The organism is Metallosphaera javensis (ex Sakai et al. 2022) (assembly GCA_021654415.1).
GTDB classification, from domain to species: Archaea; Thermoproteota; Thermoprotei_A; order Sulfolobales; family Sulfolobaceae; genus Metallosphaera; species Metallosphaera javensis.
In genome coordinates this window covers 2,219,444-2,237,986 of sequence record AP024487.1, presented here as the reverse complement: position 1 = coordinate 2,237,986, position 18,543 = coordinate 2,219,444, and the positions used below count along the sequence as shown (strand labels likewise).

20 protein-coding genes are annotated in these 18,543 nt (G+C 45.0%); 7 read left to right on the top strand and 13 right to left on the bottom strand.

Annotated elements, in window-relative coordinates; all coding sequences use genetic code 11:
- Positions 1-13: 13 nt before the first annotated feature.
- Entirely contained in the window at positions 14-1,012 is a 999-nt protein-coding gene (locus tag QVC96_RS12610) for a DUF711 family protein (RefSeq protein ID WP_287689455.1), read from the bottom strand.
- Positions 1,013-1,099: 87 nt separating this feature from the next.
- On the opposite strand from QVC96_RS12610, the gene QVC96_RS12605 reads away from it, so the two are divergent.
- Together QVC96_RS12605 and xerA are read left to right on the top strand one after the other, a co-directional pair.
- Positions 1,100-2,731, top strand: coding sequence for a hypothetical protein (locus QVC96_RS12605; RefSeq protein ID WP_287689454.1), 1,632 nt, complete (start codon positions 1,100-1,102; stop codon positions 2,729-2,731).
- Positions 2,732-2,778: 47 nt separating this feature from the next.
- Positions 2,779-3,639, top strand: a complete 861-nt coding sequence (gene xerA / locus QVC96_RS12600; protein ID WP_238026847.1) for a site-specific tyrosine recombinase/integron integrase — start codon at positions 2,779-2,781, stop codon at positions 3,637-3,639.
- Here xerA and QVC96_RS12595 read toward each other — a convergent pair.
- Genes QVC96_RS12595 through QVC96_RS12585 form a run of 3 tightly spaced genes read right to left on the bottom strand, consistent with a single transcriptional unit; the run spans position 3,636 to position 6,038 of the window.
- Positions 3,636-4,154: a DapH/DapD/GlmU-related protein gene (locus tag QVC96_RS12595; protein WP_238026848.1), complete on the bottom strand. Its 519-nt coding sequence runs from the start codon at positions 4,152-4,154 to the stop codon at positions 3,636-3,638. The two genes, xerA and QVC96_RS12595, sit on opposite strands and share 4 nt — an antisense overlap.
- A gap of 2 nt (positions 4,155-4,156) precedes the next feature.
- A complete protein-coding gene (locus QVC96_RS12590) occupies positions 4,157-5,152 on the bottom strand; it encodes an RsmB/NOP family class I SAM-dependent RNA methyltransferase (RefSeq protein WP_238026873.1) in 996 nt (331 codons plus the stop codon).
- A 31-nt stretch (positions 5,153-5,183) separates the two neighbouring features.
- Positions 5,184-6,038, bottom strand: coding sequence for a beta-ribofuranosylaminobenzene 5'-phosphate synthase family protein (locus QVC96_RS12585; RefSeq protein ID WP_238026849.1), 855 nt, complete (start codon positions 6,036-6,038; stop codon positions 5,184-5,186).
- A gap of 336 nt (positions 6,039-6,374) precedes the next feature.
- Between QVC96_RS12585 and QVC96_RS12580 the strand changes: the two genes are divergently transcribed.
- The 4 genes from QVC96_RS12580 (at position 6,375) to glnA (ending at position 10,315) form a co-directional block, all read left to right on the top strand.
- Positions 6,375-7,724 (top strand): class I adenylate-forming enzyme family protein, encoded by a 1,350-nt coding sequence (locus QVC96_RS12580; RefSeq protein WP_287689453.1) that lies wholly within the window; start codon positions 6,375-6,377, stop codon positions 7,722-7,724.
- Positions 7,717-8,115, top strand: a complete 399-nt coding sequence (trxA, locus tag QVC96_RS12575) for a thioredoxin (protein ID WP_238026851.1) — start codon at positions 7,717-7,719, stop codon at positions 8,113-8,115. The genes QVC96_RS12580 and trxA overlap by 8 nt, the downstream gene beginning before the upstream one ends.
- A gap of 61 nt (positions 8,116-8,176) precedes the next feature.
- The gene (locus tag QVC96_RS12570; RefSeq protein ID WP_287689452.1) at positions 8,177-8,782 is read left to right on the top strand and encodes an ATP-binding cassette domain-containing protein; all 606 of its coding nucleotides are present in this window, start codon (positions 8,177-8,179) and stop codon (positions 8,780-8,782) included.
- A gap of 120 nt (positions 8,783-8,902) precedes the next feature.
- Entirely contained in the window at positions 8,903-10,315 is a 1,413-nt protein-coding gene (gene glnA, locus QVC96_RS12565; protein ID WP_238026853.1) for a type I glutamate--ammonia ligase, read from the top strand.
- A 61-nt stretch (positions 10,316-10,376) separates the two neighbouring features.
- Here the strand turns inward: glnA and folE are convergent, their stop codons facing one another.
- Genes folE through moaA form a run of 3 tightly spaced genes read right to left on the bottom strand, consistent with a single transcriptional unit; the run spans position 10,377 to position 13,059 of the window.
- Positions 10,377-11,006, bottom strand: coding sequence for a GTP cyclohydrolase I (gene folE, locus QVC96_RS12560; protein ID WP_238026854.1), 630 nt, complete (start codon positions 11,004-11,006; stop codon positions 10,377-10,379).
- Positions 11,007-11,060: 54 nt separating this feature from the next.
- Positions 11,061-12,125 carry a M24 family metallopeptidase gene (locus QVC96_RS12555; RefSeq protein ID WP_287689451.1) on the bottom strand — a complete coding sequence of 355 codons (1,065 nt, stop codon included), beginning with the start codon at positions 12,123-12,125 and terminating at the stop codon, positions 11,061-11,063.
- Positions 12,106-13,059, bottom strand: coding sequence for a GTP 3',8-cyclase MoaA (gene moaA, locus QVC96_RS12550; protein WP_238026856.1), 954 nt, complete (start codon positions 13,057-13,059; stop codon positions 12,106-12,108). The genes QVC96_RS12555 and moaA overlap by 20 nt, the downstream gene beginning before the upstream one ends.
- Positions 13,060-13,097: 38 nt before the next feature.
- Here moaA and QVC96_RS12545 point away from each other — a divergent pair, with 38 nt between their 5' ends.
- Entirely contained in the window at positions 13,098-13,283 is a 186-nt protein-coding gene (locus QVC96_RS12545; protein ID WP_238026857.1) for a hypothetical protein, read from the top strand.
- Here the strand turns inward: QVC96_RS12545 and QVC96_RS12540 are convergent.
- The 6 genes from QVC96_RS12540 to glmS all read right to left on the bottom strand — a co-directional run bounded on the left by QVC96_RS12540 (position 13,267) and on the right by glmS (position 18,542).
- Positions 13,267-13,929 (bottom strand): serine/threonine protein kinase, encoded by a 663-nt coding sequence (locus QVC96_RS12540; protein ID WP_238026858.1) that lies wholly within the window; start codon positions 13,927-13,929, stop codon positions 13,267-13,269. The two genes, QVC96_RS12545 and QVC96_RS12540, sit on opposite strands and share 17 nt — an antisense overlap.
- 147 nt (positions 13,930-14,076) lie before the next feature.
- Positions 14,077-14,970, bottom strand: coding sequence for a cysteine synthase family protein (locus tag QVC96_RS12535; RefSeq protein ID WP_238026859.1), 894 nt, complete (start codon positions 14,968-14,970; stop codon positions 14,077-14,079).
- A gap of 37 nt (positions 14,971-15,007) precedes the next feature.
- A complete protein-coding gene (locus QVC96_RS12530; protein WP_238026860.1) occupies positions 15,008-15,226 on the bottom strand; it encodes a sulfurtransferase TusA family protein in 219 nt (72 codons plus the stop codon).
- On the bottom strand, positions 15,223-15,624 hold the full coding sequence (locus QVC96_RS12525; RefSeq protein WP_238026861.1) for a DsrE/DsrF/DrsH-like family protein: 402 nt from the start codon (positions 15,622-15,624) through the stop codon (positions 15,223-15,225). The genes QVC96_RS12530 and QVC96_RS12525 overlap by 4 nt, the downstream gene beginning before the upstream one ends.
- 75 nt (positions 15,625-15,699) lie before the next feature.
- A complete protein-coding gene (locus tag QVC96_RS12520; RefSeq protein WP_238026862.1) occupies positions 15,700-16,758 on the bottom strand; it encodes a sugar phosphate nucleotidyltransferase in 1,059 nt (352 codons plus the stop codon).
- Complete coding sequence (gene glmS, locus QVC96_RS12515) at positions 16,755-18,542, bottom strand: glutamine--fructose-6-phosphate transaminase (isomerizing) (protein WP_238026863.1); 1,788 nt, start codon at positions 18,540-18,542, stop codon at positions 16,755-16,757. Before glmS ends, QVC96_RS12520 begins: the two co-directional genes overlap by 4 nt.
- Position 18,543 lies beyond the last annotated feature (1 nt).

Below are 18,543 nucleotides of genomic sequence, written 5' to 3'. Positions count from 1 at the left end.
ATTTAAACCGAGTCTATACTGTTTTGATCACTGGTATAATGCCAAAACTTTTGGTGAATATTTTTTCTTCTCCATGGGAAGGTATGATTCTTATGCCGTATGGTCTCTTTTTCAAGAAATGAATAACAATTAGATCTTTAATAAGATCGGTATAAAGTTTCAAGTCATATTCAATTCCAACCATATCCAATCCAGCAACACATGCGGTACTCATTGCAACCAGGTGAGTTAGCGTGATTTTACCCTCTAGTACCCTTTTCCTTAGCGTCTCATCCTCGGCTATGGGTAGCATGAGCTCTGAGAAACCAAGCGGATTAATTCCTGCCTCCACAGAACTGGTCATGATATCATTGTTTAGTTCCTTGATAACTGAAAGGGAACCTGGAGAGAACAGTTCCTTTCCTAATCTTGATTCAATAAGATCTCCAACACTTTCCTCCATCCAGGGCGAAATGGAAGGGTCTATCCCAAGGAAACGCAGTCCGATGTCCTTCTCAACCTTTTCACCTATTTCCTTGGCCTTGATGATGGAGGAGGTAATTTCTCCTCTCATGACCTCGTTAACGTAAATCAGGGACATCCCGAATCCCTTGTGAATGTCATCTCCAGAGGATGTGGGGTAATAGGGGCTAAGGAGGAATTCCTCGTTGAGTAGAATGGCAAATCTGGTTGCTTGCTCTGGTTCAAGTTTAGACATCACCTTAACTATCGTGGAAATGTTGTCATGATTTTTCAGTAGAACGTGAATGAAGACGTTATTTGAGGTGGACAGAACGTCTGGAATTTGCTCTATCCTGGGGTCGTCGTCTCTCAGTCCTCCTAGGGAGAAAAGGATATCCCCCTGTGGCAACATATCAACGATCTTGTCTAGTGTAAGATCCCTAGAGGGATGAGGGAGGGTTAATCTTTTGGAAAAAGCTTCAACCTTTATAGAGGTCAATTTTTCTACATTTTCCTGAATTATATCGCGGGACGTTCTATTAAGGAAGGCCGTGAAGGCTCTAATCCTCATGACTATTGCTTTGGGTGGATCAAAATAAATCTATTAAGTTTCGGTTGAGCGTCCATTCTAAATTAACCGTGAAATCATCAGGTGTTCATGAAGAAGGAGAGGGGTATATCTGGAATAATCTCTAGTCTAATATTGGTGATAATCTTTGTCTCAGCTGTAAGCGTAATTCTTTACGTACAGAACTCTACCTTTAAGGGTATTTCGTACGTGGCTTCACAAGTTGATAATGTGCCAGCATCAGTGGTGGAATTGCCTGGAGGCCAGATCTACTCAAACGAACCAGTAAATATATCATATGTAATATTTCCAAACGGTCAATTTGAAAAGGTAAACATGAAGATAGGAGCCCAGCCCAAGTATATAGGCTCAATCCTAGGAGGTTACGGCTGGGCTCTAGCTGTAACAGATCAGGGACAGGTATTTAATATCTCCAATATACAGTTGTCTGGAGGGGATTCACAGTCAATATTCCCTTGGCTTCCCTCCGGCTCATTAGTGGGCGGATATTCATATCAATATGGAGGTAAGGTCTATTATTATGTGCCTGGGCAATATGACATAGGATCCACTATACCTTCATCTTTTCAGGGATATGTTTCCTCAACTTTCACTGGATTTGACCCACTAATGAGTCAGGGTTTCACCTACACTTTTCCTAGCCATTATCTTTATGGGTCTATTTACAATTCCTCAATTCTCTTCCCATTCTACAATGGATCGGCGTTAGAACTACAGTTTTCTTGGACACTAGGAAGGATATGGGAAACTGGAGGATATAGTAATTGTTACGAGTCTGGCCCTATTAACGGTTACCTCGATTTAGGATATGCCACTCTCCCCATCTCGCTCGTCATATATACTCCCCAGCAGACGCAAGTGATATGGATGGAGTATCATAGCTATCCGGTTTCTTTCCTTACTCCGTTAGCCTTTGTGGCTGCCTTTTCTCCAGCGAATGTAATGGACAATCCAAACATAGGCTATTACACAGTCAGGGTTGGTTCCATAACTGCTACCTCCCAGGCTCAAACATTCATTGGGAGCCTTAACATGACTATACAGGATACGCCTAGGGGGATAGAGATACTCCTTGATGGTCAACCCCTTGTATTTAACACCGTTACGGGGAATGGCGTTACAGAATATGACACTCCTTTCATACCTGAACATCTACTCCACGGAGAGGCGATCTTGAATCTTCCGGCTGGTGATGAGGCCTACTGTGGAAACTATGTTGTAGCAAGTAACCCCGCCTCGCTTACCAATGGACCTTACGCCGTGATCCTGTTAAATAAACTCAGTATAGCTAACGGCACTCAGCTGAATGGTTCCCCTGGATCAGTGTTTCAGATAGGTAACGGAGGAATAACTCTGGTTAATACCAATATCTTCTGCTGGAATACGCAAGGCACAATCTATTTCTATGAGGTTAATGTAACCCTAGACTCCACATATCCTTCAGTGGTCTATGCCGAACCGGTAAACTTCAACGGGAACCAGTACTACACTGGCACGTGGTCTTATTTCTCACCTAATGAGCAAAGAGTTGCAATATATCCGGGTATGCACAACTACACGTTTTACTTCGGCACTACATACTCATATGTTGCCTTGGGTGGTCACCTAGTATCACCCTCCCTGAACCAGGGACAGTATTACTCGGTTTCCCTACCTCTATCAAGCGGAGGTGAGCTTTACCTGAACCTCAAAGCATACTAGTAACGTGGCACTCTGGCTTTTATGATCTCACATCCAATGATCTTTTTATGAAACTTCAGCTTGGTGAACCTCCTGCTGATGCGGATCCCTTCCAATATTTTATGGAGTCGCTAAGGTTTTCTGGGGCCGGGCAGGGAACCATAAAGCTGTACTCCACCGCAATTCAGGACTTCTTGCAGTTTGTGAAGAAAGATCCCAGGACCGTGACCACTCAGGACGTGATCAACTGGATCAGTTCCCTTAACTCCAGAAAGGGAAGATCGAGAACGACTGATAGAAGGGGTAGATCAGCGACCATAAGGAGCTATGTGATAGCAGTAAGGAGGTTCCTGAAGTGGCTGGGGGTGAATGTGAGGCCCCCGGTTCCAAGGATTAGGGGCCCTGAAAGAGTAGCCCTCAGGGAGGAGGATATCACGGCTCTTCTCTCGGCATGTAAGAGACTGAGGGATAAGGTGATAATTTCGCTCCTAGTGGATACGGGCCTTCGTTCCTCGGAGTTACTTTCGTTAAAGAGAGGTGACGTTGACCTAGATAGAATGGTGATAAGAGTTAGGGAGACAAAGAACGGCGAGGAGAGGATAGTTTTCTTCACATCTAGGACTGCAACTCTTCTCAAACAGTATCTAAGGAAGACGCGTGTGGAAAGCGACCAAAACGATCCGTTGTTCAATATGACATATCAAGCTTTATACAAGCTGATAAAAAGGCTCGGCAAAAGGGTAGGACTAACGTGGTTAAGGCCACATATATTGCGACACACGTTCGCCACGAATGCCATAAGGAGAGGTATCCCGCTTCCTGCCGTGCAGAGGCTCATGGGACATAAGGACATCAAGACAACCCAGATATACACCCATCTCATCACCGAGGATTTAGAAAACGCGTACAGGAAGGCCTTCGAAACCTAGACTTTCTGCCCTCCAAGAAGTAACTGTATCTCGTGGACGTATTCCATGGCGTTGGCCTCTATCATGTGTATTTCTTCCTCCGTCAATTTTCTAACAACCTTAGCTGGAACGCCCAAAGCCAAACTGTTGGATGGTATTTCCTTGCCCTCGGTCACGACCGCGCCTGCTCCAATGATAACGTTATCTCCCACCTTGGAACCGTTGAGTAGGATGGCCCCCATTCCAACAATCACGTTATTGCCGATCGTCGCCCCATGGACCACTGCATTATGGCCAATACTTACTAGGTCCCCTATCTCTATTTTGAATCCCTTGTCCGTATGAAGGGAGCAGTTTTCCTGGATGTTCGCTTTCTTCCCAATGGTTATACTATCGTTGTCGCCCCTTATCACAGCGTAATGCCATACGCTAGTTAGTTCTCCTATTACAACATCTCCTATAACATAGGATGTAGGGTGGAGATAGACCCTGGGAGATATCCTTGGCTTCTTACCTAAGAACTCTTCAACGGGCATAGTCACCTTTTGATTAGCTTCGCTATAAAGAATCCGGTCATCTGGTGAACGTTGGGATGGAACCTTATCATGAGCTCAATTTCAAAACGCGGATCTGTGACGACTTCCTCGTTTTCAGCCAGAGTAGTGGTGCATGTGGAATAGATTACTGTTCCCCCAGGCTTCAGGATCTTGTATGCTGAGTTGAGAAACTGTTTCTGGTATGAGGAGAAGTTCTGTATATCATCCCTGGTCTTCTGGTCGAAGATTTTAGGTCTGACGCCGAGCGCAGAACAGGGTGGGTCGATCATAACCTTGTCCACATCCCTAATTCCCAGGTCCTCATAGAGGTATCGTGAGTCAGCCACATATACATCCACCTTCATCTTGAGAATATCCAGAATGTTCCTTAGTTTCTCTATCTTTTTCCTTGTATGATCAAAACCCACGATTCTAGCCCTAGGTTCAAGCTGATAAACATGGGTGAGTTTCCCTCCTGGATACGCATTCATGTCCACTATCAACTCGTTGGGTTTTGGATCCAACAGCTTGGCCACATACATGGAGGCCTTTCCCTGAGAGATGGCCAGCCCCTTCTTAACCACGTCAAGTTCCGCAACCTTAATTGAGGAATAAAGGGACTCCGTAACCTCCACCGTCATATTATCCTTTCTTAGAATACCGTTGGCCACGTGCTGTCCAGTCTCCGAGATGACGGAAACCTTGGAGTCGTTTCCTTCAATTTTCTTTATTCCAGGCCTGTACACATTGGAGCCAAGTAGCGCGCTTTCAGCCGTTTTCTTGTCAACCACAACTTTTGTGTTGTACAGCTCCAGAGAGTTTGGTCCCTTCACCTCCACAAAATAGGCCTCCTCAAAGTCTTCATCCTGTTTAAAAGCATCCAGTTCATCTTTCAATTCCTTCTTCCTTAATGTATTGAGTCTAAGATAAAGCCTGGGGTTAGGTTTCCCCAGAGATTCCAAGAACTCGTTGAGCGAAGTTCCATATACCTTCCTCAATTCCTCCAGTACGTATTCGTCATACACCAGTTCAGGACCACTCAACTTCAGCACCCCTATTGTTGGGCTCTGTGACCCATCCTCCAAATCTGGAAACCAGTTCCTCTCCTTCCCTCCTTGATGAGGTGAAGGTGAAAATGGCGGGTCCGAAAGAGGATAGACCGGAGGGAAATCCCATTTTGTAAAGTCTCAACATGTACTCCCTAACAGTATCAGATTGCAGTTCCACCTCTACCTTCTTAAAACCTAAACCCTGAATTTTCCATAATCCATCCAGAGCTCCTGACAGATCCCTCTCCACGACCGATGGGATGAACTCCATGAGAACTACCCTGGCCAATTCGTCAAAACCTGAAGCCTGTTGCCTGAAAGCCTTGAGCTCCTCCGGTCCAAATATCCTTCTCCCCGATGGTATGTTAACGTAAATATACCACGGGAAGTTCACCCTGAGCAACATGGGAGGAGGAGGTGCGCTGGAGTAATCAGAAGGTAACGGTGAGTTCTTGATCCTTGTTGAATGCCCTCCATCAACCACGAATCCACCCCTATCAAAAAGGTGAACTCCAACCCCTGAAGTTCCACCTCTTCTCACCAGCTTGGCAAGTTCATAGGCACTCTTTCTCTCAAAGTTAAGCTCAGAAACCAGTTTAGCCACTGAAAGATGGTACTGAGTCGTATGTCCCAATCCCACGTGGGATTCGTAATCCTCCTTAACGCAGATAGACGCGCGTGAGTCTCCTACCTTTACCTCCTCACAATTGCCTGAGTTCACCACTATTCGTGGATATCTAAGTGCAACCCCCATACCCCCATCGATTCGGCCATGCTTTCCTTCCAGATCGAACAGGGTTATGTGGATTCTCGAAAGCCCCCTAACTGTTAGCATCCCTAAGACTCAGGAAGCGACAGAATCTTAAACCCTTTCCTTTGAGGTCAGGGAAAATTCACTGTACCTAGTTCGAGATTTTACCCGATGCATCTCCGAATCTAATCCAGAACAGAGGATAACAAAATCTTGAGAATCATCACTACTGTAGCATGCGATTCCAGTTAACTGCAGGCCTGCAAGCTCATTGTTCACTGGAAACGTTAGTGAAGTATACAAATATGGTATCTCTGGGGCCGGCAAGACAGGATATGATTCGGTCCCCCAACTCATCTGGCGCAACTCACACAGGCTAGATTAAAAAGCTATTAAAAGAGAATGAAAATGGATTTGGAAATGAGCATAGCTAAGGTTCTTGAGAAGTGGAGTAAAGTCAGACCCAACAATTACCTCGTGCCAGGGATAATAACTTATGAGCAGGCGAAGGACAAGGTAGCCAGGCTTGCCTCAAGTATACCCGAACGTGGCGTTGTGGCACATTTCATGACCAACTCGGTGGAATCAGTGCTTTCCTATATTGCAGGATTCTGGGCCGGCGCTAAAGTAGTGGCCATAGATCCATTAACCTCAGCAGAGGATCTGAGATTCATTCTGGAGGACAGCTCCCCGGACCTCGTTTTTGTGGATCAAGAAACCCTCACTAGGGAGAAGGAAGTTCTGAAGGACTACAAGGCTATAATACCATCCTTTGATGGTGAGATGAGGGAGAGGCCTGAAGATTACGACGACAATACTCCCGGCCTATCCTATTATTATGCGGGAATAGCTGGAAGGACAATGGAGGTCATCCATAGCGGGTCTAGGGTAGAACTCAACGATAAAGTCCTGTATGATGCCATAGGACTTTCACGCATCTCGACCATTCTAACCGTGCCCATAGCTCACGTTCTAGGAAACAGTGTCCTTGGAGTTGCACTGGAGGCTGGAGGACAAATCATACCAATCAAAAAGTTCGATCCTGTTGAGGTGAGTGAAATTGTAAAGAAACACGACATTAATTTTCTGGCAACCGTGCCAATGGTTTACGACTCCCTTATAGAGAAGGGGTACGGGTTTGGGTCCCTCGAAGTGTGTATAAGCACCGCTGCACCTCTCTTCCCCAACACTGTCAAGGGGTTCAAGGAAAAATTTGGCAAAGATATTATTCAGCAGTATGGTTTCACTGAGGGGCTGGTTTTAACGATTCAACCCAGGGATGTAACGGGGGTGATAACCATTGGGAAGCCCCTTAAACATGTGAACATCAGAATAGTCAAGGATGACGGTAAAGACGCTGGACCAGGGGAAGTAGGTGAGCTATGGGTTAGAGCACCCTGGCTAATGCTGGGTTACAAGGATGCCAAGGAGAACGCCTCAGTTTGGCAAGATGGTTGGCTCAAGACAGGAGATTTAGTCACAATTGATGAGCGTGGACTTCTCTTCTTCAAGGGAGTGAAGAAAAGGATGCTCAAATACAAGGGTTATCCCATATTTCCCAAGGACCTAGAGTCCATTCTTCTCACCCATCCAGCAGTCAAGGAAGCGAGGGTAATCGGGGAGGATGCGGGCAATATGGGGCAACAGCCGGTAGCCAAGGTCGTGTTGAGAGACAGGGTAAGCGAGCAGGAGCTTCTAGATTACGTTAACTCAAAGGTAGCATTTTATAAGAAGTTAAAGAGAGTCTACATAGTGAATAAACTTGAGTGAGCTTGAACAGTTAGCCAAGGAAATCTCGGAGAGACTAAAAAGGAAGGCATCCTCCCTAGAGAGGAGGAGCGATGAGAAGATCGTTGCCATTACTGACGATGGCTTGGAAGAGATACTTTCCAAGAATAAGGTGGTGGTAATAGACTTCTGGGCACAGTGGTGCGCTCCTTGCCACCTCTACGAACCTGTATTTAAGAGAGTAGCATCAAAGTATGGCGAAAAGGCTCTGTTTGGTAGGTTAAATGTGGATGAGAATCCCAAGACCGCAGATAAGTTCGGAATAATGAACATACCGACCACCCTCATCCTAGTGGATGGACAGGTTAAAGAGACACTTGTTGGAGCAGTTGATGAAGATACCCTGGAGAGCGCTCTTAAGAAATATATCTGATTTCACCTAGTGAATTTACCCGATGAAGATTTTTATCTCTTTTTCTCCTAGTAAATACAACATGCTTGACGTTGTGGCTCTCAAGAAACTTGGAAATTTTACGCTGAATGCCGAACTTCACGACCAAGGAATCGTGTGCATAACTGGTCCCAACGGATCCGGGAAATCCACTTTCCTGAACATAATAGCCGGTTTCATTAAACCGGACAGGGGTAACGTGAAGCTGTTTGGGGAAGACGTAACTCGCCTTCCTCCAGAAAAGAGGGGAATCGTGTTGATAACCCAAGAATCCTATATTCCGTCTATGAAGGTGGACGATCACCTATATTTCGGCGTCAAACTTGGCGGTTATCAAATAACGGATAAGGAGATGGAGGAACTGAAGAACCTATTTTCCATAAACTTCACAGGGAGAATGAAAGAACTGAGTCTAGGACAAAGGGAAAGGGTCTCCATACTTACGGCGATCTTGAGAAGGCCACGTCTACTCCTGATAGATGAGGCCATGGCCAACATCAGTGATAAAGAGAAATTCATCAAAAATCTGATTGAGGTAAGAAAGTCCTTTGGTTTCGACCTGCTCTTCACCACTCAGGACATTTCAGACGCGAACTATGCGGACCATCACTACGTGATGAACAATGGTTCTTTGATGAAAAGGTTCTAGTTTCTTGCTTTATAGATTACGCTATATAGGAAGTACTTTTTAATTTAGAATTTAAGTTCCTGAACTCTTTTTATCATAAATACAAACAGACTTTTATACTCAGTCAATTATGCCAAATACATGCCTAAGACACCTGAAGAAGCGGTAGAATACGTGAAACAAAATAAGGTAGAATGGATAGATTTGCAATTTACAGATCTACCGGGTAGGTTACAGCATGTTACCATACCTGCTTCCGATTTCACAGTGGAGGAGATAAAGAACGGCTTTGGGAAACTTGATGGAAGCAGTATCAAGGGTTTCACCACAATATATGAAAGCGACATGGTTCTTTCACCCGTTCTAGAGAGTCTTGTTGCCTTACCCTGGTCTCCTTCAGTGGCCAGAGTTCTGACCAAAGTCTATTGGGGTGGAGGAAAGGGGAGATTTGAAAGGGATCCCAGATACGTAGCGGAGACGGCAGAAAGTGTCTTGTCAGGTGAAGGTTACGTTTCCTATTATGGACCAGAATTGGAGTTCTTCCTATTTGACAGGGTCGATGTAGACGTCAAGACTCCCCAACAGGGCACAGGTTATAAGATAACCGCTAAGGAGGCCCCATGGAACGGTGGTGGAGGATATATTATAAGATACAAGGAAGGTTACTACCCAGCTCCCCCAGTGGATCAGCTCATGGATGTAAGGCTAGATATTGTTCAGACGTTGACTAAATACTTTGGTTTTACCGTAGAGGCCACACATCACGAAGTTGCAACTGCAGGTCAGGGAGAGATAGATTTCAGATTCTCTACCATGGTTGATACTGCAGATAAACTGCAAACCTTAAAGTATGTTATCAGGAACGTAGCAGCCAAATATGGTCTTGTTGCAACGTTCATGCCCAAGCCCATGTTCGGCGATAATGGAACAGGAATGCACACTCACTTCAGTTTATGGACCAAGAATGGCAAGAACTTGATGTATGACCCTAATGATGAGTACGCAGAACTTAGTCAATTTGGTAGATATGTTATAGGCGGAATTTTGTCCCACGCAAGATCTCTATCAGCTATAGTCTCTCCCACCGTTAATAGTTACAGAAGGTTAATTCCCGGATTTGAGGCGCCCGTTTACGTGGCGTGGAGTAAGGGAAATAGAAGTGCCGTGATCAGGGTCCCCTCTTACTATAAGGGAATGGAAAAGGCTAAGAGAATAGAGTACAGGGCTCCAGATCCCTCAACCAATCCGTATCTAGCTTTTGCAGCTATAGCTGCAGCAGCCCTAGATGGAGTAAAAAAGAAGATCGATCCAGGCAATCCTGTAGATACTAACATCTATCATTTAACTCCGGAAAAGAGAAGGGAACTCGGAATAAAGGAGTTACCGCGTTCGTTGGATGAGGCATTAGATGAACTGGAATCAGATATGGAGTTTCTGAAACCCATCTTCAACTCATCCATACTGGAGACCTATATAGACATGAAAAGGGATGAAAGCAGAACTCTTCAGATGTATCCACACCCAATGGAAATATACTACTACCTGGATGTCTAACTTTTTCCTTAATTATTTCTATAATACTTTTCTGGAGTGATTTAAAGTGTTTCTAAGAAAATTATCCTAATCTGAATCCCTTTCTGTTTGACACTTCAAGCATTCTAAATACATGGTTTCTTAAGGTCCTATTAGTCTTGAAGATCCCCCTGCTTGCTACGGATAACAACTTAGCCTCCTTATCCTTCACTCCCCTAACATAAGAACACATGTGAACAGCGTCTCCTATTACCATTACGCCCTTAGGATGTAGATCGCTCTGCATTATGGCATCAGCTATTTCGCTAACCAGTCTCTCTTGAATCTGTGGTTTAGAGGCGTAATAATTCACAATTCTTATTATCTTACTAAAACCTGCAACTTTCCCTTCCTCACCAACAACATAGGCAACATGTATTTTCCCCACAAAGGGTAGGAGATGGTGCTCGCACAAGGACGAGAACTGGATATCGGAAGCCAAAACGATTTGATCCTCCTCGTATGAGACTCCATCTTCCCCCAGTTTGAATACCTTTATCTCAGGCTGAGAAGTTCTCAGGGCTGATGTCATCTCTAGAAATGCCCTGGCTACTCTATTGGGCGTTTCTGCTAGTCCCTCCCTATCAGGATTTTCTCCCAAAAGTTCTAGAATTTCTCTAACTCTTTTGGCTATCTCTTCTTCTAGTTTTTCTTTGCTCAATGAAGTTTCCATGGCCAAACAGGTATCTTAAGATGCATCTACTAAAAATTCTTATATTAAATGTACTCACAAGCTCTTATAAAGAGTTTCAAGGACCTCAGGTTTCCCTTTCCTGACTATTATTGTATCTTCAATTCTAACTCCCAGTTCTCCTTGAACGTAGATCCCAGGTTCCACCGTTATCACCATCCCTTCCTTTAGAACATCTTTAGATTTCATGGAGATTGCTGGACTTTCATGAACCTCTATTCCAACCCCATGCCCTGTGGAGTGAACGAAGAGTTTTCCAAAACCCTCTTTCTCTATTCTGGAGCGGGCTATTCTGTCGATCTGGGAGGCTTCTATCCCTTCTTGAATGGCATCTATGGCCTCCAGCTGGGCCTCAAGAACAACATTATATATCCGTTTACTTTTCTCCGTGACTCCATACAGGAACGTCCTAGTGCTATCAAAGGAATATCCGCTATATTTTGCTCCTATATCTATTACCACCGTATCTCCTTTTCGTAAACGTCTTTCAGAGGGAATATGATGAGGTTCAGCTGAGTTCTCTCCGAATGCCACTATGGAGGGAAAAGCGTAGTCCTCTGCGCCACCCCTTCTCATGGCCTCATCAATTATACCGGCAAGCTCTATTTCGGTCACCCCATCCATAAGGGATTCACTCGCTTTCCTCATTGCGTTTGCAGTTGCACTCTGTGCACGGCGGATAGCTTCTATTTCTTGCTCCTCCTTTATCGCCCTAGTTTGCAGTATCTCGTCTGTAATGTTCTTTACCTCGTATTTGGAACTCAGCTGAAGGAATAAATCTACGGAGGCGTAGCCCAGATCCATCAAGAGTCTCTTATCCTCGGAGGGAGGGCAAATCTTTTCCATTGCTGAAACTAGAGTACCCTCAATTACGTCTACCTCGAGTTTCACAGGATAGTATACCTTCACATCCATATCCTTGATTCCCAAGGCCCTGTTCCTTTCCAGTAGTGGTACAAGAAGGGTCCTGGTACCGTCGCAGTCCAGTAAACCTCCAACTCCTCTATATCCCGTAAAGTAGAAAAGGTTAGGCTCTCCCACTATGGCCAGGTTTCTAGTGTTGAATTTTTCCTTTATTTTCTCAAGCTTGTTGAGCCTCAATTTTCGTCATGTACTTAAAGTTAGGCTCCCTAATAGAAATAGTTGCCTCAAATCCATGCCTCAATAGCTCCAATCTCTCCTCATAGGTTAGATCCTCACTGGACAACGCGTACATGACATCTATTACCTTGTCCTCTCTGTAGAGGCACGTCTTCAGCTTACCGTCAACAGTTAACCTCACCCTATTACATCCTGCACAGAAGATCGGGTTAGCATACGGTTTAACTATCTCTATCACTAGTCCTGAGGGCAATGTATACCTTGGTCTAAAGTGTTTCTCTCTTATCTCAGACTTCACAGCCATCTTGGCTATTTCCCTCTCCAGATCTTCCATGCTCCTATGATAGGAAAAGGTTGATTTGCCAAGACCCACCGGATGTAGTTCTATGAGATGAAGCTCGTCAATACCGTTTTCCTCACTAAACTCTATTACTCTTTTGGCCTCTTCGCTATTTCTCTTGGTTAGCACAAAGTTCAATTTTATGGGCTTAAAACCCTGATTCTTTGCCTCCCTTATCCCTGCTACTACTCTGTCTAGCCCATCAACTCCAGTGACGTCTTTGAACTTTTCCCTCGTTAGAGCATGTAGGCTAACATTGATCCTGTCCAGACCCGCATCTTTCAATTTACCTGCTATATTTGCCAGAAGAAATCCATTGGTGGTCATTGAGACGTCGCTAACGCCTGAGGATTTGATTTCACTTATGATCTCTGGCAGGTCCCTTCGTAGGGTCGGTTCCCCGCCTGTAAGTTTTACACTCTTCACTCCAAATTCCACAGCCACCCTAGAGACAAGGCCTATCTGATAGGGAGATAATCCCTGCATGGATTCAGTACCTTCTCCTTCCATGTGGCAGAAGAAGCAGGAAAAGTTACATACGTGAGTCAATGTAACTCTCAAGTCCTCTAGAGGCCTTCCATACCTGTCAATCATTAAGTTTTATACCCGTGAGGAAACTTATAAACTCGAATATGAACGAGGTAATTTGTCCCAGATGCGGGGTAAAGATGGAATTCATCTCAGAGGCGGAGACGACAAATAACAGAAAGATAATCAGATACTTCTATAGATGTCCTGCCTGTGGTACCAAGTTGACTGACTCAGAAATTGCCCTGGAAAGGGCAGATAACACGCTGTTGATTAAAATTCGGAAATAATTTTTCTGAGCACGCTCAGATGAATTGGAGGGAAGAGGGAAAGAAGCTGAACGTTTCTTAAACTCATTACGTTAAGGGCCACGTCTCTACCCGGTTTGTACATCTCCAGGAATCCCCGGGTAATCTTTTCAAATCCCTTTAGATCTTGTATATACTTGTAAGCGACGAAAAGGAAATACACCAAGATGTCCCATGCCCTCAACTCCGGCTCATCGCTCACTATGGCTTCCTCCGCATCTATTACGTAAATTGTATCATTTATTAGAAAATTTTCAAACTTAGTGTCTCCCATAACGAATCCGTTATCATGTATTTCCCTTAACGCGGGCGCCAGATTTATGAAATCATCCTCTGTGCTGGGAGTTCTCCCATCCACGAATTCCCTGATAACGCATTTTTCCTTGATGTCGAAATCTATTATTTTTGGGACCCTTAGGTTCTTCCAAGGATAGGTCATGAACTCCATTTCCCTGCTCATCCTGGTAAGAGCATTGGCAACGTAAGGGAAGGGTCTGAACATGGAGGAAATGAAGTACCATTTCAATGCTACGCTAGAGTCATAGCACTTTACAACGTATTTTTGCCCTTGAGTCTCCAGAATCTTAGTTTGAGCATAAAGCACTCTGATGGCGTCTTCTATTTTCATGGTAGTTTATAGAATTCTTGACCTTTTAACTAATGGTGTTTTCAAGCAGTATGTGGGTTTGAAAGCTATCTGGTATTTTCGCCATCCCCCAAGGTCCAGTGCGAATCCATTCAGGAAAAAGTAAATCTGCATCTTAGTTTCAGGAGATTAAGCTCCGTTAAGTAGCCTTTCTATTTCATCAAGATACTTGAAGCCGTCATCTGGGAAAATGAGAACAGTGGTTTTCTCATCGCTCAACCTTTGATACGCCGCTATCGTGGCCCCGGAACTAAGTCCCACAAGTATGCCAGAACTTCTCGCTACCTTAACTACTCCATCCACCGCCTCCTTAGAAGTTACGTCTATTACTCTGTCTACCTTTACAGAAGAGATCAGTGTGTCGCCATTCTGCCTCTTTATTCCAGGTATCCTCTCATTCTCCGCTGGCTGAACACCAACTATCTCCACCTCATCCCCATATTTCTCCTTAAAATACCTGGATATCCCTGCAATATGTCCTCCAGTTCCCATAGTTGCAATTATTCTCTCTGGAAATTTGTTCACGGACCTCAGCTGTTCATCAAGCTCCTTAGCTGTAGTTTCCATGTGTGCCTTGACATTGAGGGGGTTATTGAACTGGTTTAGATGATAGCTTCCCGAGGTTTTTGCGTAATTCTTCACAAGTGGTAATAGATCGTTGGTGGACTTTCCAGCCTCTATAACCTCGGTTCCAAGCACCTTCATAGCGATTTTGAACGCCCTTGGAGCTTGCGTTGGGATAAAAGCCACGAATTTCCTGCCATATATGGCCGAAAGTGATGATAAGGCAACACCTATGTTCCCCGAAGTTGCTTCCGTTATCTGCTTTGCGTCTTCCTTGAGTGCCTCCCTGAAGAGGAAAAGGGCAGTTCTGTCCTTTATGCTTCTGCTAAAGGGATTGAAAAACTCAAGTTTAGCCCACACATCTTGACCAATTGAAAGTTTGAGAAGGGGAGTAGGCCAGCTCTCCTCTAAAAGCTGGATAGGATCGAAGTATACCTTATCTGAGGACACAATACGCATCTACCCTTAGAAAAGGAAATCTGGGTGATATAATAATCTATCTTTTTAATTTCAACCTGATTACGAACTTTCCCTTTTCCTTAGTGTAACCTAAGAACTGATTCCCAGTCTCATTACACCACTTCTCAAGCTCTTGAGTTACAGCCTCCCACGGAGTTTTAACTACCAGTTCTTCCTCCCCCTTGACGTTTCTCCACTCCCTCATGACCTTAAGAATTACTACTGGGCAAACCTCGCTAGTCTCTATTTCCTTCATAATGTTACCACCACATCGGAATCTTGGGCCTCCTTCAGATACGTGATTCCTCCGGAGAGTTTCACGTTATCAAGGAGATCCTCTTTCCCCAAGTGTGCTATCTTAAGTCCCACCTCATCCACGTAAAACTCAACACCTTCCTTTATGGCTTCCTCTATGAGGACGGAAGTATCCGGAAGTCCCATTCTTTTCATTTCTGATTCTACAAAAAGTCTAGCCAGAAATCCGAGCCTCAGTTTCGACTTCCCCTTGAAGCGTTTAGTAAAGATGGACACGGCCTGAGATGTTACGAAGAACTTCACGGTCCAGTCTATAGATCTGGCGTCCAGCGCCAACACGAGTCCGTGATATAGTTTATCCATGCTGTTATCCGCAAGGAGAATTGTTAGTTTTCCCATAATTGAAGATAATGTGACCGAATTAAAAAGATGCAGAAAGACCTGCCTGTTACCAGAGACTGGATTGAGTTGACGTTATTTCCTGTAGGAAGGTCCAATCACGACTCCGTGGGGTATGTTCTCATCTGGTGAGATGAGGGCGCCGAACTTCCCGGAAACCTGTCTTTTAGTTGTCGCGGGATAGCTAGCAGTAATGACAGAAGCTCCCACCTTGGTTCTATCTCCAACCACGCTGTGAGTAATATATGACTTTGATCCAGTGACGGAGTATGGTCCCAACAACGAATGAGCTATTTCCGCATAGGCTCCGACCACTGCTCCCTCCTCTATGGAGGAGAAATCCCTGACCAAAGAGAAGGACCCTATGTAAGCATTTCTTCCAATATACGCCGGGCCCTTAATTATGGCGAAGTCCTCCACCACTGCCCCATCCTCAATTATCACGCTCTTTCCAATTACTGCAGTGCTGGCTATGCTAGCCTTGTTGGAGATTCTTGATGACTCAGATTTCAGCAACTCTTCCACTGCCTGGATTAAGTCCTCTGGATATCCTATGTCCACCCACGTTCCTGTCCATACGAAATAGTCAGCGTCCCTGGCTACCTCATCTAGGTATTGAAGGAAGTCCCTGAATGGTTTCTTGGGTATCACATAGGCCCCTGCCAACGCGAGAGTTGATCCCTCACGCACTACTCGTAATCCCTCATCAACCTTCACAAGACCATATGTATCTAGACCCGTGGATACAGGAACAGTAGAAAACACGGGCGAACCGGACCTGTGATATGTGGTAATGAGTTCCCTGTAGAAATCCCTGGGCGCTATTATATCTCCAAAGGCCAGAACAAACATGTCATCCATGTATTCCATCCCATCTTGAATTGCCCCTGATATTCCTGGAGACTTCTGTCTAACCGTTTCCACCCTCACGTTAAGGTCCTTCACTGCCTGTAAAACCTGTTCCTCCTTCTCATTCACCACGATGGTAAACTCGGTCACTCCAACGGAGGTGAGCCCATCTATCACATATTCTATGACAGGTTTACCAACAACGCGTATAGTCTCCTTCTGTATCTTTTCGCTGTAAGGGCTCAACCCCTCTCCTTTACCCGCTGCTAATATTAACCCCTTCATCTAACGGTCACCGTTTTAGCCAGGTTTCTGGGTCTATCTGGATTGAATCCTCTCTCCTTTGCTGCATAATACGCGATTAGCTGCAAAGGGGGTGCCAGCGCCAGTGGCGCCAGTCTTTTATCATTAATGTCAACCATTATTTCAGTAATTTCTTGATCGCTCCTGAGCTCGGAACCTGCACTGATTACGTATACTCTAGCCTTTCTACTCTGCATCTCTTTCAGGTTATTCCTGAGCTCATCCACATGCTCGCCTGTATTCACGAAGATTACAGGGAAGTCCTTCTCTACCAGCGCAATTGGTCCGTGTTTACTCTCCCCTGCGGGATATGCTTCCGCGTGAATGTATGCAATTTCCTTGATTTTCAGCGCACCTTCCATGGCCATGGGAACCCCAAGTCCCTTTCCCAAGTAATATAAGCTATGCTTCTTTGCAACCTCTACTCCTATTTTTTCCGCGTAACCAATTGACTTGGAGAAGCTGTTCGATACCGTGCTTTCAGCCTCCTTGAGATAATCCAAGCTTTCTCCCAGCATTAGGGAGGAGATCAGCAGTAAAGCTCCTACCTGAGAGGTGAAGGTCTTAGTAGCTGCCACGCCTATCTCTGGTCCTGCCCTAGTATGAAGTGCAACATCGCTGTGGTATGATATGCTGTTTCCAAGGGTGTTGGTAAGCGAGATCACAAAGGAACCGTTACTCTTGTAGCTTTTCATTGCCAGAAGCGAGTCCATGGTCTCTCCGCTCTGGCTAATGACCAGGACAGCATCATCCTCTCCCGTCTTCACGTTATCGTGCTCTGATGCTATGACGGGGATAACGGTCTTTCCAATCCTCATCAACCTAGATGCAAATATTAGTCCAGCGTGATAACTCGTTCCAGCTGCAACCACGAATATCCTCCTTGCCTTATCCATAGCCTTTACAGCCTTACCCATGTTCTCCATATCGCTCATAAGGGAAACAATGGTATCCCTGACAGCTCCCCAGCTTTCCCTGATCTCCTTCATCATAAATGATTCGTATCCCTGAAGGGATGTGGCAGATCCATCTATCTGCTGAATAATGAGCCTGGATGCGAGGTTGACCTTCTCTCCCGTAATCTTTTCCGCGTAAACTGAGGTCGCCGTTATGTAACCCAGTTCATCGTCACCAACGGTTATGGTCCTGTTGGTAACTCTAACAAGGCTCCACACGTCACTGGATATGAGGTTCATGTCATCTCCTAGTCCTATTATAAGGGGATTGTTCTTCTTGGAGAAGAATATTCTATTATCCCCCTTTATTATAGCCAGAACAGCGTGATCTCCCTGGATGCTATATATCGCCTGTTTAAATGCGGAGAAGTTGTCCATTCCAAGCTTTCTGTAGTGTTCAATGAGATGGGCAATCACTTCAGTGTCGGTATCGCTAACGAACTTATGTCCCTTGGCAATTAAGTCCTGCTTGAGTTCCAGAAAGTTGAGAACTGTACCATTATGTATAACTGCTATCTCCCCTGTACAGTCAAGGTGGGGATGCGCATTGATATCGTTAGGCTCGCCGTGAGTAGCCCACCTGGTATGGCCCAAGAAAATGTTTCCCTTCATGCTCAATGGGCTCTTTATCCTCTCAAACTTCTCCACATTTCCTGCTGCCTTTCTTACCTCCAGGTGAGAGCTGTCCATGGAGGCCATTCCCACGCTATCATATCCTCTATATTCCAAGCTCTTCAATGCATCCAAAGTGATCTTGGCTAAAGCAGCGTCCTTGGCCCCAATGGAGACCACTCCGATGATTCCGCACATA